20 protein-coding genes are annotated in these 23,053 nt (G+C 65.6%); 3 read left to right on the forward strand and 17 right to left on the reverse strand.

The annotated features are described in order from the left end of the window. Positions 1-6 precede the first annotated feature (6 nt). The 9 genes from BM115_RS22200 to BM115_RS22240 form a co-directional block, all read right to left on the reverse strand. Positions 7-777: an ABC transporter permease gene (locus BM115_RS22200; protein ID WP_369823521.1), complete on the reverse strand. Its 771-nt coding sequence runs from the start codon at positions 775-777 to the stop codon at positions 7-9. 74 nt (positions 778-851) lie between these two features. Continuing rightward, positions 852-1,802, reverse strand: coding sequence for an ABC transporter ATP-binding protein (locus BM115_RS22205; RefSeq protein WP_092299306.1), 951 nt, complete (start codon positions 1,800-1,802; stop codon positions 852-854). A 269-nt stretch (positions 1,803-2,071) separates the two neighbouring features. Continuing rightward, positions 2,072-2,374: an STAS domain-containing protein gene (locus BM115_RS22210; RefSeq protein WP_092299309.1), complete on the reverse strand. Its 303-nt coding sequence runs from the start codon at positions 2,372-2,374 to the stop codon at positions 2,072-2,074. A 137-nt stretch (positions 2,375-2,511) separates the two neighbouring features. Next, positions 2,512-3,147 carry an MlaC/ttg2D family ABC transporter substrate-binding protein gene (locus tag BM115_RS22215; protein ID WP_092299312.1) on the reverse strand — a complete coding sequence of 212 codons (636 nt, stop codon included), beginning with the start codon at positions 3,145-3,147 and terminating at the stop codon, positions 2,512-2,514. A gap of 236 nt (positions 3,148-3,383) precedes the next feature. Next, positions 3,384-4,295 carry an MlaA family lipoprotein gene (locus BM115_RS22220; RefSeq protein ID WP_092299315.1) on the reverse strand — a complete coding sequence of 304 codons (912 nt, stop codon included), beginning with the start codon at positions 4,293-4,295 and terminating at the stop codon, positions 3,384-3,386. Next, complete coding sequence (mlaD, locus tag BM115_RS22225; protein WP_092299318.1) at positions 4,292-4,846, reverse strand: outer membrane lipid asymmetry maintenance protein MlaD; 555 nt, start codon at positions 4,844-4,846, stop codon at positions 4,292-4,294. Before mlaD ends, BM115_RS22220 begins: the two co-directional genes overlap by 4 nt. A gap of 38 nt (positions 4,847-4,884) precedes the next feature. Next, entirely contained in the window at positions 4,885-5,661 is a 777-nt protein-coding gene (gene mlaE / locus BM115_RS22230) for a lipid asymmetry maintenance ABC transporter permease subunit MlaE (RefSeq protein WP_092299321.1), read from the reverse strand. Then, positions 5,658-6,509 carry an ABC transporter ATP-binding protein gene (locus tag BM115_RS22235; protein WP_255370940.1) on the reverse strand — a complete coding sequence of 284 codons (852 nt, stop codon included), beginning with the start codon at positions 6,507-6,509 and terminating at the stop codon, positions 5,658-5,660. The genes mlaE and BM115_RS22235 overlap by 4 nt, the downstream gene beginning before the upstream one ends. A gap of 134 nt (positions 6,510-6,643) precedes the next feature. Next, positions 6,644-7,765 carry a tripartite tricarboxylate transporter substrate binding protein gene (locus tag BM115_RS22240; RefSeq protein WP_092299324.1) on the reverse strand — a complete coding sequence of 374 codons (1,122 nt, stop codon included), beginning with the start codon at positions 7,763-7,765 and terminating at the stop codon, positions 6,644-6,646. 195 nt (positions 7,766-7,960) lie between these two features. On the opposite strand from BM115_RS22240, the gene BM115_RS22245 reads away from it, so the two are divergent. The 3 genes from BM115_RS22245 to BM115_RS22255 all read left to right on the forward strand — a co-directional run bounded on the left by BM115_RS22245 (position 7,961) and on the right by BM115_RS22255 (position 9,575). Beyond that, entirely contained in the window at positions 7,961-8,485 is a 525-nt protein-coding gene (locus BM115_RS22245) for a GNAT family N-acetyltransferase (RefSeq protein WP_092299327.1), read from the forward strand. A 119-nt stretch (positions 8,486-8,604) separates the two neighbouring features. Then, positions 8,605-9,264 carry a hypothetical protein gene (locus BM115_RS22250; protein ID WP_092299330.1) on the forward strand — a complete coding sequence of 220 codons (660 nt, stop codon included), beginning with the start codon at positions 8,605-8,607 and terminating at the stop codon, positions 9,262-9,264. Between the two features lie 20 nt (positions 9,265-9,284). Continuing rightward, complete coding sequence (locus BM115_RS22255) at positions 9,285-9,575, forward strand: hypothetical protein (RefSeq protein WP_092299333.1); 291 nt, start codon at positions 9,285-9,287, stop codon at positions 9,573-9,575. A gap of 213 nt (positions 9,576-9,788) precedes the next feature. Here BM115_RS22255 and BM115_RS22260 read toward each other — a convergent pair whose 3' ends face one another. The 8 genes from BM115_RS22260 to BM115_RS22295 form a co-directional block, all read right to left on the reverse strand. Further along, positions 9,789-11,252 (reverse strand): glutamate synthase subunit beta, encoded by a 1,464-nt coding sequence (locus BM115_RS22260; RefSeq protein ID WP_092299336.1) that lies wholly within the window; start codon positions 11,250-11,252, stop codon positions 9,789-9,791. A 121-nt stretch (positions 11,253-11,373) separates the two neighbouring features. Then, complete coding sequence (locus BM115_RS22265; RefSeq protein WP_255370942.1) at positions 11,374-16,041, reverse strand: glutamate synthase-related protein; 4,668 nt, start codon at positions 16,039-16,041, stop codon at positions 11,374-11,376. Between the two features lie 378 nt (positions 16,042-16,419). Then, positions 16,420-17,151: a transposase gene (locus BM115_RS22270; RefSeq protein ID WP_092299342.1), complete on the reverse strand. Its 732-nt coding sequence runs from the start codon at positions 17,149-17,151 to the stop codon at positions 16,420-16,422. Positions 17,152-17,231: 80 nt separating this feature from the next. Then, complete coding sequence (locus tag BM115_RS22275) at positions 17,232-18,368, reverse strand: deoxyguanosinetriphosphate triphosphohydrolase (protein WP_092299345.1); 1,137 nt, start codon at positions 18,366-18,368, stop codon at positions 17,232-17,234. Positions 18,369-18,420: 52 nt separating this feature from the next. Continuing rightward, a complete protein-coding gene (gene aroB / locus BM115_RS22280) occupies positions 18,421-19,527 on the reverse strand; it encodes a 3-dehydroquinate synthase (RefSeq protein WP_092299348.1) in 1,107 nt (368 codons plus the stop codon). After that, on the reverse strand, positions 19,524-20,096 hold the full coding sequence (locus BM115_RS22285) for a shikimate kinase (protein WP_092299352.1): 573 nt from the start codon (positions 20,094-20,096) through the stop codon (positions 19,524-19,526). Before BM115_RS22285 ends, aroB begins: the two co-directional genes overlap by 4 nt. A gap of 260 nt (positions 20,097-20,356) precedes the next feature. Beyond that, the gene (gene pilQ, locus BM115_RS22290; RefSeq protein WP_092299355.1) at positions 20,357-22,489 is read right to left on the reverse strand and encodes a type IV pilus secretin PilQ; all 2,133 of its coding nucleotides are present in this window, start codon (positions 22,487-22,489) and stop codon (positions 20,357-20,359) included. Beyond that, positions 22,486-23,022: a pilus assembly protein PilP gene (locus BM115_RS22295; RefSeq protein ID WP_177219992.1), complete on the reverse strand. Its 537-nt coding sequence runs from the start codon at positions 23,020-23,022 to the stop codon at positions 22,486-22,488. The genes pilQ and BM115_RS22295 overlap by 4 nt, the downstream gene beginning before the upstream one ends. Between the last annotated feature and the right edge of the window lie 31 nt (positions 23,023-23,053).

The raw sequence follows: 23,053 nt of genomic DNA on the forward strand, positions 1-23,053 counted from the left end.
GTAGCGTCAGTGGCGCAGCTTGTAGCCGGTGCTGAGCATCCGCAGCGCCAGCCCGGCCAGCACCGCGAACGACACGGCCACCACGGCCAGGCTCTGCAGCGGCGGCACGTCCGATACGCCGAAGAAGCCGTAGCGGAACCCGTCGATCATGTAGAAGAACGGGTTGGCGTGCGACACCGCCCGCCAGAACGGCGGCAGCGAGTGAATCGAATAGAACACGCCGGACAGGAATGTCGCCGGCATGATCAGGAAATTCTGAAACGTGGCCAGCTGGTCGAACTTTTCGGCCCAGATACCCGCCACCAGCCCCAGCGTGCCGAGAATGCCGGCCCCGGCCAGCGCGAAGACCAGGATCCAGCCGACGTTGTACACATGCAGGTTCGCGAACCACGCCGTCACCAGCAGCACGCCCAGACCCACGCTCAGGCCACGGATGACCGACGCCGCCACGTAGGCGCCGTACATCTCCCAGTGGGAAAGCGGCGGCAGCATGATGAATACAAGGTTTCCGGTGATCTTGGACTGGATCAGCGACGACGAACTGTTCGCAAACGCATTCTGGAGAATGCTCATCATCACCAGCCCCGGCACCAGGAAAGCGGTATAGCTGATCTGGTCGTACACCCGCACGCGGTCTTCCAGCACATGGCCGAAGATCAGCAGGTACAGCACGGCGGTCAGCACCGGCGCGGCCACGGTCTGGAACGCCACCTTCCAGAAACGCAGCACTTCCTTATAGAGCAGCGTGCGGAAGCCGACGAAGCCGCCCACGGCCATGGTGTCGAGCCGGGCCTTCTCGGTCAGGTCGGACGCCTCCGAGGCGCGATTGTCCAGATGCTCGATGGGTTGGTTCATGCCGCGGCCTCCAGCGACGCATCAGGCACCGCGCCCGGCATGTGACCTTCTCGGCGCATGATCTGGACGAACACGTCTTCGAGGTCGGCCTTGCTGATTTCCATGTCTTCCACTTCGCAGCCAGCCTCGCGCAGCGCGGCCAGGATCGGTTCGACGGCTTCATAGCCGGACAGCCGCAGCCGGTGGGCGCGCTCCCCGGGGTTGGACGGGGTGCGCAGCGCCTCCAGCGCCGGCGGCAGCGTGCCGCGCGACAGCGTGAGCACCAGTTGCAGCCCCGCGAACTGGGTCAGCAGGCTGCTGGTGCGGTCCAGCGCCACCACCTCGCCGAACTTCAACATGGCGATGCGATCGCACAGCGCCTCGGCTTCCTCGAGGTAGTGCGTCGTCAGGATGATCGTGTGGCCTTCCTTGTTCAGGCGCGAGATGAACTTCCAGAGCGTCTGGCGCAGCTCCACGTCCACGCCGGCGGTCGGTTCATCGAGCACGATCACGGGCGGCCGGTGTACCAGCGCCTGCGCCACCAGCACGCGCCGCTTCATGCCGCCGGACAACTGGCGCATGTTGGCGTCCGCCTTGCTGGTGAGGTCCAGGTTGGCCATGATTTCGTCGATCCAGTCGTCGTTGCGCGTCAGGCCGAAATAGCCCGATTGCAGCCGCAACGTCTCCCGAACCGTGAAAAACGGATCGAAAACCAGTTCCTGGGGCACCACGCCGAGCATGCGGCGCGCCATGCGGTAGTCGTCCACCACATCGTGCCCGAGCACGCTCACGCGGCCCGAATCGGCGCGGTTCAGGCCCGCGAGGATCGAGATCAGCGTGGTCTTGCCGGCACCGTTGGGACCGAGCAGGCCGAAGAACTCGCCGCGCTCGACGGTGAAACTGACACCCTTGAGCGCCTGCAGGTTGCGGTAGCGCTTGCGGACATCGGTAATTTCGATGGCTTTCATGGCCGATGGTCTTGTGAGTGGCGCCTGGGCGGGCCGCCTCACTGGAGTTTGGGGGGACGTCCTTGAGGTTAGCCGCGCAGCACCTGGTGGAGCCGTATCAGGACACTTGGGGGCGACTTGGGGACGAACAACCCGGAATTATAGGGGATGCGGGGGGTGTCTCGCTTTGGCCCGACTGGCCCGCCACCGTTCCGACGCGGCGCCGGCCGCAGCCTGACGCCGGGGCATCGCATCGGCCGCGCCAATCACGCGCAGCCATGGATGCCGGTTCAATGTCGGTGGTGGTGGTGTTCCGGGTGGGAGATCGGCGCGGGCGGCAGGCCCAGCAGGCTGTCCACCCCGTAGAGCGTGGCCAGCGAGGCCAGCTGTGGCGGCACGCCATGCAGCGCCAGCGTCTGACCCTGTGCGGCGGCGGCGCGTTGCCACGCCAGCAGCACGGCCACGGCAGCCGAATCGACCTGCGCCAGTGCGCTGCAATCGATGGCCACGTCGCCCTGGGACATGCGCGACAGCCCCTCACGCAGCACGGCGGCGGCGTTGCGGTTGGTCAGCGAAGTGCCGAGCGCAGGCATCAGATCGATCGAAGAAGGGAAAACAGAGGTTTGGAGACCCGGCGCCCACGCATATTTCTACGAGAAACAGGTCGGCGCCGAGCGGCCATTGTAGACCGGAATGGCTGCGGCGTGCTGCGCCGCAACCAGATTCCGCATCAGCTCTTGGCGTTGGCCAGCTGGCGATTGCGGTCCTGCAGGGTCTTGATGACACCGTCCACGCCCTGCTGCGTCACGATCGTGTTGAAGCTGCCCTTGTAGGCTTCGGTCAGCCACGCGCCGAGCACATTGATGTCGTAAACCTTCCAGCCCTGCGGCGTCTTCTCAAGGCGGTAATCCATCTGGATCGGCTCACCCTTGTTGATGACCTGCGTGCGGATCGTGGCGTCGGTGTCCTCGGCCGTGCCGCGGTACGGGCGGAACTGCACCTGCTGGTCGCGGATCTGGGCGATGGCGCCGGCATACGTACGGATCAGCAGCGTCTTGAACTCATCGGTAATGATCTTCTGCTGTTCCGGCGTGGCCTTCGACCAGTTGCGGCCCATGGCGATCTGCGTGGTTTTGCCGAAGTTGGCGTTCGGCAGGATCTTCTGCTCGACCAGCGCCGTGATCTTGCCGAGGTTGCCGGCCTGCATGTCCTTGTCTGACCGCACGGTGGCCATGACCTCGTTCACCACGGTCTTGACCAGCGCGTCCGGCGAGGACGTGTCCGTGGCCTGCTGGGCCTGTGCGGTGCCGGTGAAAGCCAGCACGGTGAAGACAGAAACAAAGGGGACCAACAGTCGCTTCAGCATCGTAAATATCCTTATCTATCAAGGGCTTCGCGTCGGCCAACGCACAACGTCAGGTGCCCAGGTAACCAGCGCGGCAGGCGTGGAGCTGCCAGACCGCGCATTCATTGAAACATAGGCGCTCTGGAAACGTTTACCATCCGAGCGTCTATTGCGCCGCTTTAAAACACTTTGTTGCAGGGCTCACAGCGCTGGCACAGTCGCCGCGAACCCTTGCCAGCACTGGGCTGGCTAATCAATTACCGGCCGAAGCGCAATGCACCGCCCGGCCCGATCAGGTTCGGGGCCGGCAGCGGCATCGGCTGGGCCGGCTGGGTGCCCTGGTCGGCCGGGGCTTCGCTGGCGGGCTTGTCCTGGGCCGGCGCCGCGTCGGACGGGGCGGTCGGGCTCACCGGGCTGGCCGGTGAAGCGCCCTCCTGGTCCGGGTCATCCTGGGACGGCGGGTTGCCGTCGTAGATCAGGTACTGGCGGCGCTGCATATAGGAATCGCGCAGGAAGGCATAGCGGTCCAGCGCGGCCGCCTCGATCAGGTTCGAGGCGCCCATCAACTGCGAGCGGCCATCGACGATACGCACGCCGGCGGCCGTATTGCGCGCCCACACCGGATAGATATAGGCGGACGGGTCCATCAGGCGGTCCACCAGCATCCCGCCGGTGTCGCGCACGGTGCTCGGGCCGAACAGCGGCAGCACCAGGTACGGGCCAGACGGCACGCCCCACACGCCGAGCGTCTGGCCGAAGTCTTCCTTGTACTTGGGCAGCCCGGCCGGCGTGGCGATGTCGATCAACCCGCCAATGCCGAGCACGCTGTTGATGGCCACCCGCATGGTGTCTTCCGCCGCGCGCGATGGCTTGCCCTGCAGCAGGTTGTTCGCCGCCGAGTAGACATCGGACATATTCGAGAAGAAGTTGCCGACGGCGGTTCGGACCGGCGACGGCACGTAGTCCGCGTAGACCGTGGCAACCGGCTTCAGCGCGTATTTGTCGACTTGTTCGTTGACCGTCTGCACGCCCCGGTTCAGGGGTTCGAGCGGGTCCTTCGGATTGGCGTCGGGGCCGGTGGCGCAGCCCGCCAGCAGCAGGGCGGCAAGGGCGGCGGCACACAGTTGTCCCGGCGCCCGCGGGCGCCGATGCCTGGCACGGCGGCTCATTTCGCGCCCTCCGTGCCCGGTGCGGCCGGCAGCGCGGCGGCGCCGGAAGACGGCGCGGCAGGCGCGGCCGTGGAGCCCGAGCCCCCGCCGGAGCCGGCGTCGGCGGCCTTGTTGTACAGGAACTGACCGATCAGGTTTTCGAGCACAACAGCCGACTGGGTCATCGTGATCTTGCTGCCCTGGGCCAGCATGGCGGTGTCGCCGCCGGCCTCGAGGCCGATGTACTGCTCGCCCAGCAGGCCGGACGTCAGGATCTTGGCCGAGGTGTCCTTCGGAAACTGGTACGACTTGTCCAGGTTCAGCTCGACGGTGGCCAGGTAGGACTTGTCATCGAAGCGGATGGACGCCACGCGCCCCACCACCACGCCGGCGCTCTTGACCGGCGCGCGCGCCTTCAGCCCGCCGATGTTGTCGAACTGCGCCTGGACCGAGTAGGTCTCCTGGAACGAGAAGCTGCTCATGTTGCCGGCCTTGAGCGCCAGGAACAGCAGCGCGACAAACCCCACCACCACGAACAGCCCCACCCAGTAGTCGAGTGATTTTTTCTTCATGCGAGTCTCTTGTCGAATGCGTTTCGTTTGCCGCCGCGTCAGCTGAACATCAGCGCGGTCAGCAGGAAATCCAGGCCCAGCACGGCCAGCGAGGCCATCACCACGGTACGCGTGGTGGCGCGCGAGACGCCTTCCGGCGTCGGGCTGGCCTCGAAGCCCTGGTACAAGGCGATAAACGTCACCGCGATGCCAAAAATGAAGCTCTTGATCACGCCATTCAGCACGTCGGCGCGCACATCCACGCCGCCCTGCATCTGCGACCAGAACGCGCCGGCGTCCACCCCGATCAGCTGCACACCGACCAGATAGCCGCCCAGGATGCCCACGGCGCTGAAGATGGCCGCCAGGACTGGCATGGCAATCACGCCGGCCCAGAAGCGCGGCGCAATCACGCGCTGCAACGGGTTCACGGCCATCATTTCCATGGCGGTGAGCTGCTCGCCCGCCTTCATCAGGCCGATTTCGGCCGTCAGCGACGTCCCCGCACGCCCCGCGAACAGCAGCGCCGAGACCACCGGCCCCAGTTCACGCACCAGCGACAACGCCACCAGCAGCCCGAGCGCCTGCTCGGAGCCATAGCGGTTCAGCGTGTAATAGCCCTGCAGGCCCAGCACGAAGCCGACGAACAGCCCGGACACGGCGATGATCACCAGCGACAGGTTGCCGACGAAGAACACCTGGTCGCTGACCAGCCGGGGCCGGCGCAGCAGCGCCGGGGACAGCGACAGCAGCGCGAAGAATATGCGCGTGGCGTGGCCGACGCCGCCCACGAAATTGCGCACGGCGGCGCCGATGCTGATGAAGAAGGCGGTCAACGGCTACCTCCGGCGGCGAAGTCTTCGGCCAGCGAGGGGCCCGGGTAGTGGAACGGCACCGGGCCATCGGCCTCGGCATGGACGAACTGGCGCACGAACGGATCGGTCGAGGCACGCAGCGCGGCCGGCTCGCCCTCGGCCGCGATCCGGCCATTGGCGATGAAATAGACGTAGTCGGCGATCTGGAACGTCTCCTGCACATCATGGGAGACGATGATCGTGGTGGCGCCCAGCGCGTCGTTGAGGCTGCGGATCAGGTTGGCGGTGAGGCCGAGCGAGATCGGGTCGAGGCCGGCGAACGGCTCGTCATACATCAGCAGCGCCGGGTCCAGCGCAATGGCCCGCGCCAGCGCCACCCGCCGCGCCATGCCGCCGGAGATCTGCGCGGGCATCAGGTCCCGCGCGCCGCGCAGGCCCACCGCGTTGAGCTTCATCAGCACGAGGTCGCGGATCATCGAATCGGGCAGGTCCGTGTGCTCACGCAACGGAAACGCCACATTATCGAAGACCGACAGGTCGGTGAACAGCGCGCCAAACTGGAACAGCATGCCCATCTGGCGCCGCACGGCGTAGAGGCCGGACTGGTCCATGGCGTCGATGTCGGCGCCGTTGAAGGTCACCCGCCCGCTGGACGGGCGCACCATGCCACCGATCAGCCGCATGACCGTGGTCTTGCCGCAGCCCGAGCCGCCCATTACGGCCACAACCTTGCCGCGCGGGAAGCGCATCGACAGGCCGGCAAGCACCGGTTTGTCGCCCGCCGCATAGGCGAAATCGACATCGGCGAGTTCGACGATGTCCGGGCTGATCAGGGACTGGGCAGGGAGGTTCGGTACGGTAGCGGTCACGTTGGCACCGGATTGGGCAGGGCGCCATTATAAGGGCTACCACCTAGACGCGCGGGTTGCTGTGTGGCGACCACTACATTCCAGTCCGGACAACAGTGTTCCCGAAATGGAACAAATCGCCGGATAGTGGCCGGTCAGGGCTCCCCGCCCTGTGTCGACTGGCGCACCAGCATCTGCCACTGGAGGGTGTCGGCGCGGATGGCCGTGGCGAACGCCTCCGGCGAATCGCGCACCGCCGTGAGCCCGGACGCCATCAGCCGCGCGCGCACTTCGCGCTCGTTGGTGACGTTGTCCAGCTCCGTGGCCAGGCGGGCGACGATGGCGCGCGGCGTCTTGGCCGGTGCCATCACGCCATACCAGGCGGTGGCGCCATAGCCATCCACACCCGCTTCCTGCAGCGTGGGCACCTGTGGCGCCAGCGGCGAGCGCTGGCCGCCGGTCACGCCGAGCAGGCGCAGCGCGCCGCTGCGCACGTGGTTCTGCACGGCTGTATACGAACAGAAGCAGGCACTGATCCGGCCGGCGAGCATTTCGAGGACCACGGCAGCCTCGCCCTTGGCCGTCACCAGCGGCACGCCGCTCGGGATGCCGCGCACGGCGTATTCGGCATAGAACTGGGACGGGCTGCCGGGCTGGCCGTAGCCATAGCTATAGGAGCCCGGGCTCGACCGCACCGCCGTGACCCATTGCTGCGGCGTCTGCATCGGCAGGCGCCCATCGATCACGAGGAACAGCGGCATCGTGGCCACGCGCGCCACGGGCGTGAAGTCGCGCACTACGTCGTAGGGCACCGGCTCCAGGCCGGGCTGGATCAGCATGTTGGCCTGATGGAACAGCAACGTATGGCCATCGGAACTGGACTTGGCGACGACATCGCCGGCCATCGTGCCCGCCGCGCCGGGGCGATTGTCCACCTCGACCGGCACGCCCAGGCGCACCGCGAGACGCTCGGCCAGCAATCGCGCCGTGGCATCGGCCACGCCGCCGGCCGGGAACGGCACGATCATGCGGATGGGCCGCGCCGGGAACGACACGGAACGGTTCAGCAACTCGGGGCGGCTGCCATTGGGAATGCTGGCGAATTGTGCGGTGGCCAGTCCGACGGGAGGCTGCGCGAATGCCACTGCCGCACCGAGGAAGGCGGGCAGCATCAGGACGGCCCGCCAGGAACGGCGCGGAGCCGCCGGGGAGGCAGCGAGTGTTGGCAACTTCGTTTTACCTCGCCAAAGCCGCGACCTTTTGCGCACTTCGGGCATCAATTTCCTCCGGACCACGACACAAAGGTCATGGCACCAAATCGGCTGAAAGGGATTTCGAGGCAGTCTCTAGTTATCGTTTTTTGGGCATTGTACGAACAATGCCCAGGACGGCACAGACCACGTAAACCATAGCCGGGTGGACCCCAATGGGTGATCGCAGGGCGCAATGGATGGGTCTTTTATAATCGCCCGATGTCTGAAATTGTCCTGCGGCGGATGCTGGCCGCCGACCTGCCCGCCGTGCTCGCCGTCCAGGCGCAGTGCTATGCCGCCACGCTGATCGAATCCACCGACGCCCTCGCCAGCCGCCTCGCGCTGTCGCCCGAAACCTGCTGGGTGGCCGCCCTGCCCGAAGGCCGGCTGGCCGCCTACCTGTTCACCCACGCCTGGCCGGAGGCCACGCTCCCGCCGCTCGACGGCGTGCTGGCGCGCGACTGGCCACCCGCCACGCTCCTGACCTGGTTCGTCCACGACATGGCCGTGGCACCCGCCGGCCGAGGCACCGGCCTGGCCGCCCGCCTCTACGCCGCCGCCGAACAGTCGGCCCGCGCACTTGGCCTGACCTCGTCGCGCCTGATCGCCGTGCAGTCCGCCGCCACCTGGTGGCGCAGGATCGGGTACGCCCCGCTCACCGCACACGAAGCCGCTCCCCACGCCCACAAACTGGCGGCATACGGCACAGATGCAATCCTCATGGAGCGTAGGTTTGGCGGCTGACGGGAGGCTGACAAGGGCTTCGACGGCTGCTCCGTAGTGAATTCGTGGAATTCCGATTTCCATCGGGAATACGGCGAGCTAGGCTCTTCGTCCCTTTGGCCCGGTACCCAGATTCGACTATGTCTACATTCAGTTGTGGTCCATCCAACAACGCTCCACGCTGGGGAGTAATAGATTTTCTCGCCTGGCAGGTTGTCCCTCCGCAAATCGGTGGCGGACGACCGTACATTAAAAAGTTCAAGGATGCATGGATCCGCTTTCATAAGCAGCGCATCAAATCATCCGCACTCGCCTACCGTTTGCCGCCGGAGTTACTCGCCGGCGTATGCTGGATCGAAGTTGGCGGAGATCCCAATTTCATCGATCGCGTCGCTTTTGAAATCAGATCATTCGATTGGAGCGGCCCAGTTTTCGTAGACAAGCATCTGACCGTTTCAAACCATCCCACCAAGACGTCATTAGGGTCAGTCAGCATGCAACTCCGCACAGCGTCCCAAACTCTGGGAATCGACGTACGCGAATTGTCCACGGACCAATTACGAGACCTTTCGAAGTGCCTTGAGAATGACCTTTTCAACATCGAACTTGCCGCGCGTCATCTTCGACAACTGGTAAATCACGACAAGCTCACCACGCCACTTTCCATGGAATCCGTCCGCATCGTCGGCGCGCGCTATAACCGTGGAATAGGCCTATCTCTAACGCAAATTCAGAAAAACACGCGCTATGGAAACTTTATCGTAAAGAACTGGCCTCGTTTCGCCCAACTTCTTCAGTAACTGCCATCCATCGGAACTCCATGAAAGCGCTGATCCGCATCGCGATCCATCTTGGATCCATATTTGGCTTGCTAGTCTTGGCGGCGTTGAGAGGCAATCCGTACAGTTGGATGAGTGAGATGGACCCAACCATACCGCCCGACGCCATCGAAGACGTCTCAGGGAATCGCTTCATATTCTCAACCCTCGTATTCGTGACGATTGCCACGATACAACTGGCAATGTTCTTTACCGCGAGTCAGAAATCTGGGAGGTGGTTGCCTGCCTTCCTCGCAGCAGCCGCCACAATCCTGTGGATCCTGACCATCTGACTCATCATCCAAACCAACGAAGACCTCGCCATGCCGTTCTCACGGAAGATTCGTCAGCGATACGAAAAGACACCACTGACCGTCGGCATGCTGGAGCGGGCGATCGAGTTGGGTGTCTGGGAAACGCCATAGGACCCTGATCTACCGTGTCCCAAAACAAAAAGCCCGCCCGGGAAACCCCGGGCGGGCTTTTTTTAACCTACAACGCTGCGATCAGCGCGGCAGTTCTGTGTGGCCCATCAGGAAGGCGTCCACCGAGCGGGCGGCCTGGCGGCCTTCGCGGATGGCCCAGACCACGAGGGACTGGCCGCGGCGCACGTCGCCGGCGGCGAAGACCTTCGGCACGTTGGTGTAGTACGCGCGGTCGCCTTCGGTGGAGGCCTTGGCGTTCTTGCGAGCGTCCGTGTCCACGCCGAAGGCTTCCAGCATCGAGCCCACCGGGTTGGTGAAGCCCATGGCCAGCAGCACCAGGTCTGCCGGCAGCACGAACTCGCTGTCCGGCACTTCCTGCATGCGGCCGTCCTTCCACTCCACGCGGCAGGCCTTCAGGGCCTTGATCTTGCCGTTCTCGCCGATGAATTCCTTGGTGGCCACGGACCAGTCGCGCGAGCAGCCTTCGTCGTGGGAGGACGACGTGCGCAGCTTGATCGGCCAGTACGGCCACACCAGCGGCTTGTTTTCCTCGTCCGGCGGCTGCGGCAGCAGTTCGAACTGGGTCACCGACACCGCACCATGACGATTCGACGTGCCGACGCAGTCGGAACCCGTATCGCCACCGCCGATCACGATCACGTGCTTGCCGTCCGCGCGGATGTCGTTCAGGGCGTCGCCGGCCACTTCCTTGTTCTGCGGGATCAGGAATTCCAGCGCGTAGTGCACGCCGGCCAGCTCACGGCCCGGCACCGGCAGGTCGCGCGGCACTTCCGAGCCACCGGCCAGCACCACGGCGTCGAACTGCTCCATCAGCGACTGTGCCGAGATGGTCTCGCGGGCGTAGTTCACGATGCCGGCGGGCAGTTCGCCTTCGGTCACCATCACGCCAGCCCGGAACGTGACGCCTTCGGCCTGCATCTGCTCGATGCGGCGGTCGATCAGCGTCTTCTCCATCTTGAAGTCGGGGATGCCGTAGCGCAGCAGACCGCCGATGCGGTCGTTCTTCTCGAACACCGTCACGTCATGGCCGGCGCGCGCCAGTTGCTGCGCGGCAGCCATGCCAGCCGGGCCCGAGCCAACCACGGCCACGGTCTTGCCGGTCTTGTGCGCGGGCACCTGCGGCGCCACCCAGCCCTCTTCCCAGGCCTTGTCGATGATGGCGTGCTCGATCGACTTGATACCCACTGGCAGCTCGTTGATGCCGAGCGTGCAGGCCGCCTCGCACGGTGCCGGGCAGATCCGGCCCGTGAACTCGGGGAAGTTGTTGGTCTGGTGCAGGACCTCGATGGCCGTCTTCCAGTCCTGGCGGTACACCAGGTCGTTGAAGTCCGGAATGATGTTGTTGACCGGGCAGCCGTTGTTGCAGAACGGGATGCCGCAGTCCATGCAGCGTGCACCCTGGATCTTCGCCTCGCTGTCGGACAGCGCGAAGACGAACTCCTTGTAGTGCTTCACACGCTTGACTACCGGCTCATAGCCTTCGTTCTGGCGGGGAAATTCGAGAAAGCCAGTCGCCTTACCCATGTTGCGTCCTTGGTCTAGCTGGCGCGAGGCGGCGGGGCCGGCCTCGCGTGGGGTCAGTATCTTGTTGGCGCCGCGGGCATGCCGCGCGGCGCCGTCTCGTGGGGATGGCCGATGCGCGCCGTCAGGCGGCAATCGCCTCGCGGTCGTTGTCGCGGGCGGCCTGCTCCTTGGCGTACATCTCGCCCAGGGCGCGCTTGTACTCGGTCGGGAAGACCTTGACGAACTTGCGGCGCGCCGTGGTCCAGTCCGCCAGCAGCGCCTTGGCGCGCTCCGAACCGGTGTAGCGGAAATGCTGCTCGATCAGGTTGCGCAGGATCACCTCGTCCAGCTCGCGCTTGCCGCCCTGCTTGTGCCACTGCGACTTGGGCTGGCCCTTCTCCTGGTCGGCCGAGGCGAGCACCGCCTCCAGCGCCACCATCGACGTGTTGCAGCGCTTGTCGAACAAGCCATCCTCGTCATAGACGTAGGCCACGCCGCCGGACATGCCCGCCGCGAAGTTGCGGCCCGTGCCGCCCAGCACGACCACCGTGCCGCCGGTCATGTACTCGCAACCGTGGTCGCCCGTGCCCTCGACCACCGCCACGGCGCCCGAGTTACGCACCGCGAAACGTTCGCCGGCCACGCCGTTGAAGAATGCCTCGCCGGCGATGGCGCCGTACAGCACCGTGTTGCCGACGATGATGTTGCGCGTCGGGTCGCCGCGGAACTCGTGCGGCGTGCGCACGATCACGCGGCCGCCGGAGAGGCCCTTGCCGACGTAGTCGTTGCCGTCGCCCACCAGATCCAGCGTGATGCCGTGCGCCAGGAACGCGCCGAACGACTGGCCGGCCGTGCCCTGCAGCTGGATGTGGATGGTGTCGTCGGGCAGGCCCTCGTGGCCATACTGCTTGGCGATCACGCCGGACAGCATCGCGCCCACCGTGCGGTTCACGTTCTTCACCGGCTGGATGAACGACACGCGCTCACCCTTGTCGATGGCCTGACGCGCCTTGGCGATCAGCACATGGTCCAGCGCCTTGCCGGCTTCCACCGACAGACCGTGGTCCTGCACGTCCGTATGGAAGCGCGGCACGTCGGCGGCGAACGCCGGCTGATAGAAGATGCGGCCGAAGTCCAGGCCACGCGCCTTCCAGTGCTCGATGCCGTTGCGCATGTCGAGCAGGTCGGCGCGGCCGATCAGCTCATCGAACGTGCGGATGCCCAGCTGGGCCATGATCTCGCGCGCTTCCTCGGCAACGAAGAAGAAGAAGTTCACCACGTGCTCGGGCTTGCCCTGGAACTTCTTGCGCAGCGCCGGATCCTGCGTGGCCACGCCCACCGGGCAGGTGTTCAGGTGGCACTTGCGCATCATGATGCAGCCCTCGGCCACCAGCGGTGCCGTGGCGAAGCCGAACTCGTCAGCGCCCAGCAGCGCGCCGATCACCACGTCGCGGCCGGTCTTCATCTGGCCGTCAGCCTGCACGCGGATGCGGTTGCGCAGGCCGTTGAGCATCAGCGTCTGCTGCGTCTCGGCCAGGCCCAGCTCCCACGGCGTGCCGGCGTGCTTGATCGACGACCACGGCGAAGCGCCGGTGCCGCCGTCATGGCCGGCGATCACCACGTGGTCGGCCTTGGCCTTCGCCACGCCGGCCGCCACGGTGCCCACGCCCACTTCGGACACCAGCTTGACCGAGATGTCCGACACCGGGTTCACGTTCTTCAGGTCGTGGATCAGCTGTGCCAGATCCTCGATCGAGTAGATGTCATGGTGCGGCGGCGGCGAGATCAGGCCCACGCCCGGCACCGAGTAACGCAGCTTGCCGATGTAGTCCGACACCTTGTGGCCGGGCAGCTGGCCGCCCTCGCCAGGCTTGGCGCCCTGGGCCATCTTGATCTGGATCTGGTCGGCCGACGCCAGGTACTCGGCGGTCACGCCAAAGCGGCCCGATGCCACCTGCTTGATCTTGCTGCGCAGCGAGTCGCCTGCCTGCAGCGGCAGGTCACGCTCGATCACGTGGTCGCCCAGCAGGCCCTTGAGGGTATCGCCCTGCTTGATGGGGATGCCGCGCAGTTCGTTCCGGTAGCGCTTCTCGTCCTCGCCGCCTTCGCCGGTGTTCGACTTGCCGCCGATGCGGTTCATCGCCACGGCCAGCGTGGTGTGGGCTTCGGTCGAGATCGAGCCGAGCGACATGGCACCCGTGGCGAAACGCTGCACGATGTCCTTGGCCGACTCCACTTCCTCGAGCGGAATGGCGCGCGACGGATCGACCTTGAACTCGAACAGGCCACGCAGCGTCATGTGACGGCGGCTCTGGTCGTTGATGATGTTCGCGTATTCCTTGTACGTCTGGTAGGCACCCTTGCCGTCATCGGCGCGCACCGAGTGCTGGAGCTTGGCCACCGAATCCGGCGTCCACATATGCTCCTCGCCCCGCACGCGGTAGGCGTACTCGCCACCGGCTTCGAGCATGGACTCGAGCACGGGGTTGTTGCCAAACGCGTCGCGGTGCAGGCGGATGGCTTCCTCGGCAACCTCGAAGATGCCGATGCCTTCCACGTTGGACGGCGTGCCGTGGAAATACTTCTGCACCAGTTCGCGCGACAGGCCGATGGCCTCGAAGATCTGCGCGCCGGTGTAGGACATGTACGTGGAGATGCCCATCTTGGACATCACCTTGAACAGGCCCTTGCCGATGGCCTTGACGAAGTTCTTGACCGCCTTCTCCGGCGACAGGTCGCCAGACAGGCCGGCGGCCATGTCGGCCAGCGTTTCCATGGCCAGGTACGGGTGGACGGCTTCGGCGCCGTAGCCAGCCAGCAGCGCGAAGTGGTGCACTTCACGCGCGGAGCCGGTTTCCACCACCAGGCCGGCGGACGTGCGCAGGCCCTTCTCCACCAGGTGATGGTGGATGGCCGACGTCGCCAGCAGTGCCGGAATCGCCACATGATCGGCATCGACGCGGCGGTCGGACACGATCAGGATGTTGTAGCCCGAGCGCACGGCATCCACGGCCTCGGCGCACAGCGACGCCAGGCGCGCCTCGATGCCTTCCTTGCCCCATGCCGTCGGATAGCAGATGTTCAGCTCATAAGCGCGGAACTTGCCACCGGTGTAGTGCTCGATGTTGCGGATTTTGGCGATGTCCTTGAAGTCCAGCACGGGCTGGGACACTTCGAGGCGCATCGGCGGGTTGATGTTGTTCAGTTCGAGCAGGTTCGGCTTCGGGCCGATGAACGACACCAGCGACATAACCATGTTCTCGCGGATCGGGTCGATCGGCGGGTTGGTCACCTGGGCGAACAGCTGCTTGAAGTAGTGGTACAGCGTCTTGTTCTTGGACGACAGCACGGCCAGCGGCGAGTCATTGCCCATCGAGCCGGTGGCTTCCTCGCCGGCCAGCGCCATCGGCGCCATCAGGAACTTGACGTCCTCCTGCGTGTAGCCGAAGGCCTGCTGGCGGTCCAGCAGCGGCGCCACGGGCTTCTTCTCGGCGGCCACGTCCTCGGGCTTGGCTTCGAGTTCGTCCATCTTGATGCGCACGGCATCGATCCAGCTCTTGTACGGCTTGGCGTTGGCCAGGTTGTCCTTGAGCTCCTTGTCGTCGATGATGCGGCCCTGTTCCATGTCGATCAGGAACATCTTGCCGGGCTGCAGGCGCCACTTCTGCACCACGCGCGACTCGGGGAACGGCAGCACGCCGGCTTCCGAGGCCAGCACGACCACGTCGTCTTCCGTCACATAGAAACGGGCCGGACGCAGGCCGTTACGGTCCAGCGTGGCGCCGATCTGGCGGCCATCGGTGAAGCAGATGGCGGCGGGGCCGTCCCACGGCTCCATCATGGCGGCGTGGTACTCGTAGAACGCGCGGCGGTTGTCGTCCATCAGCGTGTGCTGTTCCCAGGCTTCCGGGATCATCATCATCATCGCGTGGACGAGCGGGTAGCCGGCCATCGTCAGCAGTTCGAGGCAGTTGTCGAACGATGCGGTATCCGACTGGCCCGGGTAGATCAGCGGCCACAGCTTGGGCAGGTCGTCGCCGAGCACCGGCGACGAGATGGCGCCCGTGCGCGCGTTGACCCAGTTGACGTTGCCCTTGACCGTGTTGATTTCGCCGTTGTGGGCGACCATGCGGTACGGGTGGGCAAGCTCCCAGGCCGGGAAGGTGTTGGTGGAGAAGCGCTGGTGCACCAGGGCCAGGGCCGAGACGGCGCGCGGGTCCTGCAGGTCGAGGTAGTACTCGCCCACCTGGGTGGCCAGCAGCAGGCCCTTGTACACCACGGTACGGGCCGACATCGACGGCACGAAGTATTCCTTGCCGTGCTTGAGCTTGAGCGCCTGGATGGCGTGGCTGGCGGTCTTGCGGATGACGTAGAGCTTACGTTCCAGCGCGTCCGTGGTCATGATGTCGCGGCCACGGCCAATGAAGATCTGGCGGATTACCGGCTCGGTGGTGCGCACCGTGGGGGACATCGGCATGTTGCAGTCCACCGGCACGTCACGCCAGCCCAGCACGACCTGGCCTTCCAGGCGCACCGTGCGCTCGAGCTCCTGCTCGCAGGCCAGGCGCGAGGCGTGTTCCTTCGGCAGGAAGATCATGCCCACGCCGTACTCGCCGTTCGGCGGCAGGGTCACGCCCTGCTTGGCCATTTCCTCGCGGTAGAACTGGTCCGGGATCTGGATCAGGATGCCGGCGCCGTCGCCCATCAGCTTGTCGGCACCCACGGCGCCGCGATGGTCGAGGTTCTCGAGGATCTTCAGGCCCTGCGAGATGATCTCGTGCGACTTGCGGCCCTTGATGTGCGCAACCATGCCGACGCCGCAGGCGTCATGCTCGTTGGCCGGGTCATAGAGGCCCTGCGCTTGCGGGCGGGCGGCGGTATCGATGGGATCGGCGGGGTGTTGCGAGTGGTCCACGGGCTGAATTCCGGTGAAGGCAGCGCGCGCGGCAAGGCAGACCGAACGGGGGTGGCTGGATGCAGGCGCCTCTTTGACGGGCGGATGGCAGGCAGCGGGACCGCAGCGGCGTACACGAGCGTGACGCGCCGCACAATGACTGTGGGTGGAGCAACTATATGAGAATCGGGAATGTATCGCAAAAATTTTAAATGGGGTCAGAACACATTAAAAATCGCCCCGGTTCAGGGCGCATTTTTAATGGGGACACATTAACTTTTGCGCACTTGTTCTTCAGGCTGGTGCATCGGTGGCCGGAGCCTCGTCGAGATCTTCCTCGCTGGCGCGGCGCGGCCGGCCCTTCGGCAACGGCTGCACGCGCCGCGTGGCGTGACGCTCCAGCTGCGCCAGGAAGGCTTCGTTGCCGAGCGGCCACCCGCTATGGGCATGTTTGCGCAGTGTGGCGAGCGTCTTGCCGGACAGCCCTTCGGCAGTGAGCGCGCGATAGTTCGACTGGCGCTCGAAAGGCGTGTTGCCAAGCTCCCAGTAGGCAGAGTGATCGCTCACAAGCGGGCTGGACTCGATGCCCGCGTGATGGCGGTAGCTGCTCCAGCGATCGGCTTCGGCCGTCATCACCTCGCCGGCACGCAGCGCGTTGCCTTCGGCATAGAGCATGGCCGGCAGCAGCCAGGCATTGGGTTCGATCACGGCCGAGCGGAAGCGCCCTTCCCAGAGCGTGCCGGTGCGATTGGCCACCCGGTTGAAGTGCCGCGCGTAGCGGCGGCCGACGGCCTGCATCGCCAGGCTCAGGGAATCGAGCCCCTTGGGCGTGGCCACCAGATGGATATGGTTTGGGCGCAGCGCGTAGGCATGGACGGCCAGTTCATGCTCGCGCGCGGCCATGCGCAGGCAATCGAGGTAATGGAGGTAGTCGTCCGGGCCCAGGAACACGGGCTGACGATTGTTGCCGCGTTGCAACACGAGCGCCGGCAAGCCGGCTGGGGAGAATCGGGGAAGGCGCGCCATCGGGGGATTCGAGGAACGTGAATCAGCAATCCCCGCATGATAGCCTGATCCGTCCCCATTTAATTCGGGACGTGGCGGGATCAGTCGCTCTCGCTGACGGCGAAGATCCGGCGGTGCTCGCGAATCGCGTAGCGGTCCGTCATCCCGGCGATGTAATGGGCAATCAGGCGCGGCTGGTCGCCGCCATGGCTGGCCTGGTACTGCGGCGGCAACAGGCGGGAGTCCTGCATGAAGGCCCCGAAGAGGTCCGAAATGATCCGCTGGGCCTTGGCGGACATCCGCATCACCAGATAGTGCCTATATAGATGACGGAACAGGAAGCGCTTGAGCGCCGCGGCCTCCTCGTGGACCTTGGGGCTGAAGGCGACAAGCGGCCCGGCGGCGCGCACCGCATCGATATTCTTGGGGTTGGCTGCGGCGATATTGCGCCCGGTGGTCTCGATCAGGTCGACGATCAGCGTGTTGATCATGCGGCGAACCGTCTCATTGATGGCGCGCCGGCCATTGATGCCCGGGAATGCGGCCGTGACCTCGGCCCGGTGGCGGCCCCACATCGGCACTTCGTCGAGCTGTTCCAGCGTCAGCAGCCCCGAGCGCAGGCCATCGTCGATATCGTGGTTGTTGTACGCGATCTCATCGGCCAGATTGGCCAGCTGGGCCTCCAGCGACGGCTGCGCGCCCTCCAAGAAGCGCCGCCCCAGCTCCCCGAGCGCCGCCGCGTTGACCCGCGAGCAATGCTTGAGAATGCCCTCACGCGTTTCGAACGTCAGGTTCAGGCCGTTGAAGCCGCCGTAGCGCTCCTCCAGCTCGTCCACCACCAGCAGGCTCTGCAGGTTGTGCTCGAAACCGCCGTGGTTCTTCATGCAGAGGTTCAGCGCGTCCTGCCCGGCATGGCCGAACGGCGTGTGTCCAAGGTCGTGCGCCAGTGAGATCGCCTCGACCAGATCCTCGTTGACGCGCAGGTTACGGGCGATGGACCGCGCGATCTGCGCCACCTCCAGGCTGTGCGTGAGCCGGGTGCGGAACAGGTCGCCCTCATGGTTCACAAACACCTGGGTCTTGTACTCCAGGCGCCGGAACGCGGTGCTGTGGATCACGCGGTCGCGGTCACGCTGGAATTCGCTGCGCGACGACGACGCCGGTTCGGCATGCACCCGCCCCCGCGACTGCGACGAGTGGGCGGCGTACGGGGCGAGGTGGGATTCGAGGTCGGTCATGCGGCAATCCGGTGGCGGGGCTTGGGGTTGCAAGGCATGGCCGATCGCGGGTTCAGGCGACCGGTGCCTCGGTTGGGGGTTTCAACGTCGCGTGGCGCAGCGTCTCGCGCAGGTCCGCGTCGGGCACGGTGGTGATGAAAGCATCGCCAAGCTTCTTCAGCAGGATGAACTTGATGCTGCCCGCCTCGGCCTTCTTGTCCACTTTCATCAGTTCGATATAGCGGTCGATGCCGAGTTCCGGCGCCACCACGGGCAGCATGGCCGCCCGGGTCAGCTCGCGGATGCGCGCGCGCGTCTCGGTATCGATGAAGCCCAGCCGGTGCGACAGGTCGGCAGCCATGACCATGCCGCAGCCCACCGCCTCGCCGTGCAGCCACTCGCCGTAGCCCATGCCCGCCTCGATGGCATGGCCGAAGGTATGGCCGAAGTTCAGGATCGCCCGCAGGCCGCCCTCGCGCTCGTCCTGGGCCACCACGGCGGCCTTGATCTCGCAGGAGCGGCGCACGGCGTCGGCCATCAGGCTGGTATCGCAGGCGTTCAGGCCGGCGATATGGGTCTCGATCCAGTCGAAGTAGGCCGTATCGGCAATCGCGCCATGCTTGATGACCTCGGCCAGACCGGCCGCCAGCTCGCGGGCCGGGAGGGTGCGCAGGGTGTCGATGTCGGCGATCACCGCGTTCGGCTGGTGGAACGCGCCGATCATGTTCTTGCCGAGCGGGTGGTTGATGCCGGTCTTGCCACCCACCGAGGAATCCACCTGCGCCAGCAGCGTGGTCGGCATCTGCACGAACGGCACGCCGCGCATGTAGCAGGCGGCGGCAAACCCGGTCATGTCGCCCACCACGCCGCCGCCGAGTGCGATCAGCGTGGTCTTGCGGTCGGCGCCGGCGCTCAGCAGCGCATCGAAGATCAGGTTCAGGGTTTCCCAGTGCTTGAAACGCTCGCCGTCCGGCAGCGTGACCACGCGCACGGTCTTGCCGAGCGCGGCCAGCGTGGCTTCCACCCGGGCGGCGTACAGCGGGCCGACCGTCTCGTTGGTGACGATGACGGCGTGCTGGCCGCGCACGTGCGGCGCCAGCAATTCGGCGCGGTCGAGCAGACCGCCACCGATATGGATCGGGTAGCTGCGCGTCCCGAGGTCGACTTCAAGCGTAATCATGAATGGGTGTCCTGCGCCGGCTGGTCCGGCGCCGCGGGCGTGGCCGCATCGCCGTCCGGGATGGCTTCCGCGGGCGGAAACACAAAGCCGGCCATCTCAAGTTGCATCAGAACCATATTAGCAAGCTGTGCCACGGACGGCTTGCCGGTTTCGATGATGAAATCCGCCACTTCGCGGTAGAGCGGGTCGCGCTCGGCGTACAGCGCCTCGAGCCGGCCCTTGGGGTCCTGGGTCTGGAGCAGCGGGCGATTGCGGTCGTGGCGGGTGCGCAGCCACAGGTCGTGCGGGCTCGCGCGCAGGTAGACCACGGTGCCATTGGCGCGCAGCACCTCGCGGTTCTCCGGGCGCAGCACGGCGCCGCCGCCCGTGGCCAGCACGATGCCCTGGCGCGAAGCCAGCTCGGCAATGATGTGCGCCTCGCGGTCGCGGAAGCCCGCCTCGCCCTCGTGCTCGAAAATAATCGGAATCCGCACGCCGCAACGCGCCTCGAGCTCATGGTCGGAGTCGAAGAACGGGTAGTTGAGACGCCGGGCCACGGTGCGGCCGACGGTAGTCTTGCCGGCGCCCATAAGGCCAACGAAGAAGAGATTCGGGCGAGTGGCTTGCGCGGTCACTGGGGTATCGAGGTCAAGCAGGCGTGGTGCCTGGCGGCTTCGCATTATCGCCCCGGCCGGGACTTTCGCAAAACAGGTGATGACAATACATCACGCGGCATCGCGCGCTTCCGGCCTGGCTGCCTGACGACGCCGCCAATGAAAAAAGGCCGCGTCGGCAAGCGACGCGGCCTCTCAGTCTACTGCATCCGGGCCCGGTACTGCACCCGGCGCGGTTATTTCAGCGACACGTTGTCGTTCAGGATACGCGGCGTCAGGAACACCAGCAGCTCGGTGCGGTTGTTGACCTTGGCGTTGTTCTTGAACAGGTAGCCGATCACCGGGATATCGCCCAGGAACGGCACCTTGTTGTAGTTGTTGCTCTCTTCCTGGCTGTAGATACCGCCAATCACCACGGTGCCGCCGTTCTCCACCAGCACCTGCGTCTGCACGTGCTTGGTGTCGATGGCGAAGCCGTTGGTGGTCTGGATACCCACGCTGTCCTTGTTCACGTCCACATCCAGCAGCACGTTGCCTTCCGGCGTGATCTGCGGCGTGACCTCGAGCTTCAGGTTGGCCTTGCGGAACTGCACCGAGGTGGCACCGCTCGACGTGGCGGATTGGTACGGCAACTCCGTGCCCTGCTCGATCAGCGCCTTGATGTTGTTGGCAGTGACCACGCGCGGACTGGAGATGATCTTGCCCTTGCCGTCGGCTTCCAGCGCCGACAGTTCGAGCGCCAGGAAGCGGCCCGCACCGGCGTTGAAGATGCTGAACGCCACCGATGCCGGGTTCGTGCCGTTGATCGCGGCGGCCGGCAGGCTCAGGGCCGGGCCGTTATCCCACGTGGCGTCCTGCGTGATCGGGCTCACCACGTTGGTGTACGAGTTGCCGTAGCCAGCGCCCGACCGCTGCGAGGCAAAGCCCAGCTTCACACCGAGGTTCCGGCTGAAGGTGTCGCTGGCCTCGACAATACGTGCCTCAATGATCACCTGGCGCACCGGGATGTCGATCTTCGTCAGGAAGTTCTGCACTTCCTCGAGCTTGCTCGCCACGTCCGACACGAACAGCTGGTTGGTACGCGGGTCAGCCGTCAGCGAGCCGCGCTTGGACAGCATGCGCGTCGCGCCCATCGTGCCGGCCGCGCCGCCCGCGGCCACGCCGCCCGAGCTGGCACCCGAACCGCCGGTGCTCTGGCCCAGCAGCATGCGGCGCACATCGTCCGCCCGCTGGTAGTTGAGCTGGTAGACCTGGCTGCGGATCGGCTCGAGCTCGGTGATCTGCTGCGCCGCCTCGAGTTCCAGCTTCTCCTTGGTCGCCAGTTCCGCCTTGGGTGCCACCCACAGCACGTTGCCGTTGCGGCGGGAGGCCAGACCCTTCGAATCCATCACGATCTGGAGCGCCTGGTCCCACGGCACATCCTTGAGACGCAGCGTCAGGTTGCCCTGCACCGTGTCGCTCGTGATGATGTTCAGGTTCGTGAAGTCGGCGAACACCTGGAGCAGCGAGCGGATGTCGATGTTCTGGAAGTTCAGCGACAGGCGCTCGCCCCGGTAACCCTGGCCGGCGATCAGCTTGTTCGGATCATCCTTGACCGGACGCACTTCCACCACGAACTGGTTGTCGGTCTGGTACGAGCTGTACTCCCAGTTACCGCGCGGCTCGATGGTCAGACGGGCGTTGCCGTTGGCGTCGCTGGCGCGCATGCCCTGTACCGGCGTGCCGAAGTCCGTCACGTCGAAGCGGCGGCGCAGGTCCTGCGGCAGCGCGGTGCCCATGAAGTCCACCACCAGGTTCTGGCCCTGTTGCTGGATATTGATGCCCGAGTCGCGCGAGGACAGGTCCACGACCACCCGCCCTGCACCGTCGGTGCCGCGCCGGAAGTCGATATTGCGCAGCGCCGGGCGGTTGGCCGCCTGTGCCGGCGCCGGGCTGGCCGCGAACGTCGGTGCCGACGTCGTGCTGGTCTGCGCCACGTTGTCCAGCAACACCACGAACTGGTTGCCGCGCACTTCCGTGCGATACGTGGCCGAGCGGCTCAGGTTCAGCACCACGCGGGTGCGGTCGCCGATCTGCATCACATTGGCGCTCTTGAGCACCTTGCCGGCGTACTCGTACTGCGCACGGCCGGCAGGGAAGCCCGTGTCGAAGAAGTCGATCGCGATCTTCGCCGGATTCTGCGTGGTGAAGTCCGCAGGCTTCTGCGTGAGCGGCCCTTGCAGGTCGACCGTGAACACGGTCTGCTCGCCAACGACGTTGGCTTCCACCTGCTTGAGCTGGTTAGTCTGAGCGTGTGCGGCCGGAGAGGCCAGCACCAATGCCATCGCTGCTGCGCCCGCAAGCGCCCGGTACCATCGTGCCGTGATCATGCGGATGCCTCCAGCTTCAGGCTGGTCATTTTCTCTTTCCAATCTGAGACCCCTTCCCGAACCAATTCGCGCAACACGATCTCTTGATCGTTGATGCGGACCACCCGGCCATAACTCTGGCCGAGATACTGACCCACTTTGACGTGGTGGATCTTGTTATCTACGCGTACGACACCGTAGGTCTCGCCGTTTTTTTTCAGCATGCCGAGCATCTTGAAGTTTTCCAGCGGGAATTCCTCAAGCGGCTCGCGTCGCCGTCCGGCCTCCGGCGACTCAGACATCGTCTTGTTCAGCTCACCAATCTTGGTCTGCGCGAACGGTTCCGGCGACGTGCGGCCGCCGTATTCGCGCGGCACGTACGGCTTGACCTCGGGCAGCGGCTCCGGCGGCGGCGCCTTGGCGGCGCGCGTCTGGCTCATCCACTGCTGCAGCCCTTCGTCCTCGCTGGCGCCGCAGGCGGTCAGCGTGGTGGCGGCCAGCATCGCAACAGCGGCGGCTGCCAGCCGGCGCGGCGTGCGGGACGTGCGTGACATCATGGCAATGCGATGCGGGGGGCGATGTGTC

It is taken from the genome of Cupriavidus sp. OV096 (assembly GCF_900115455.1).
GTDB lineage: Bacteria > Pseudomonadota > Gammaproteobacteria > Burkholderiales > Burkholderiaceae > Cupriavidus.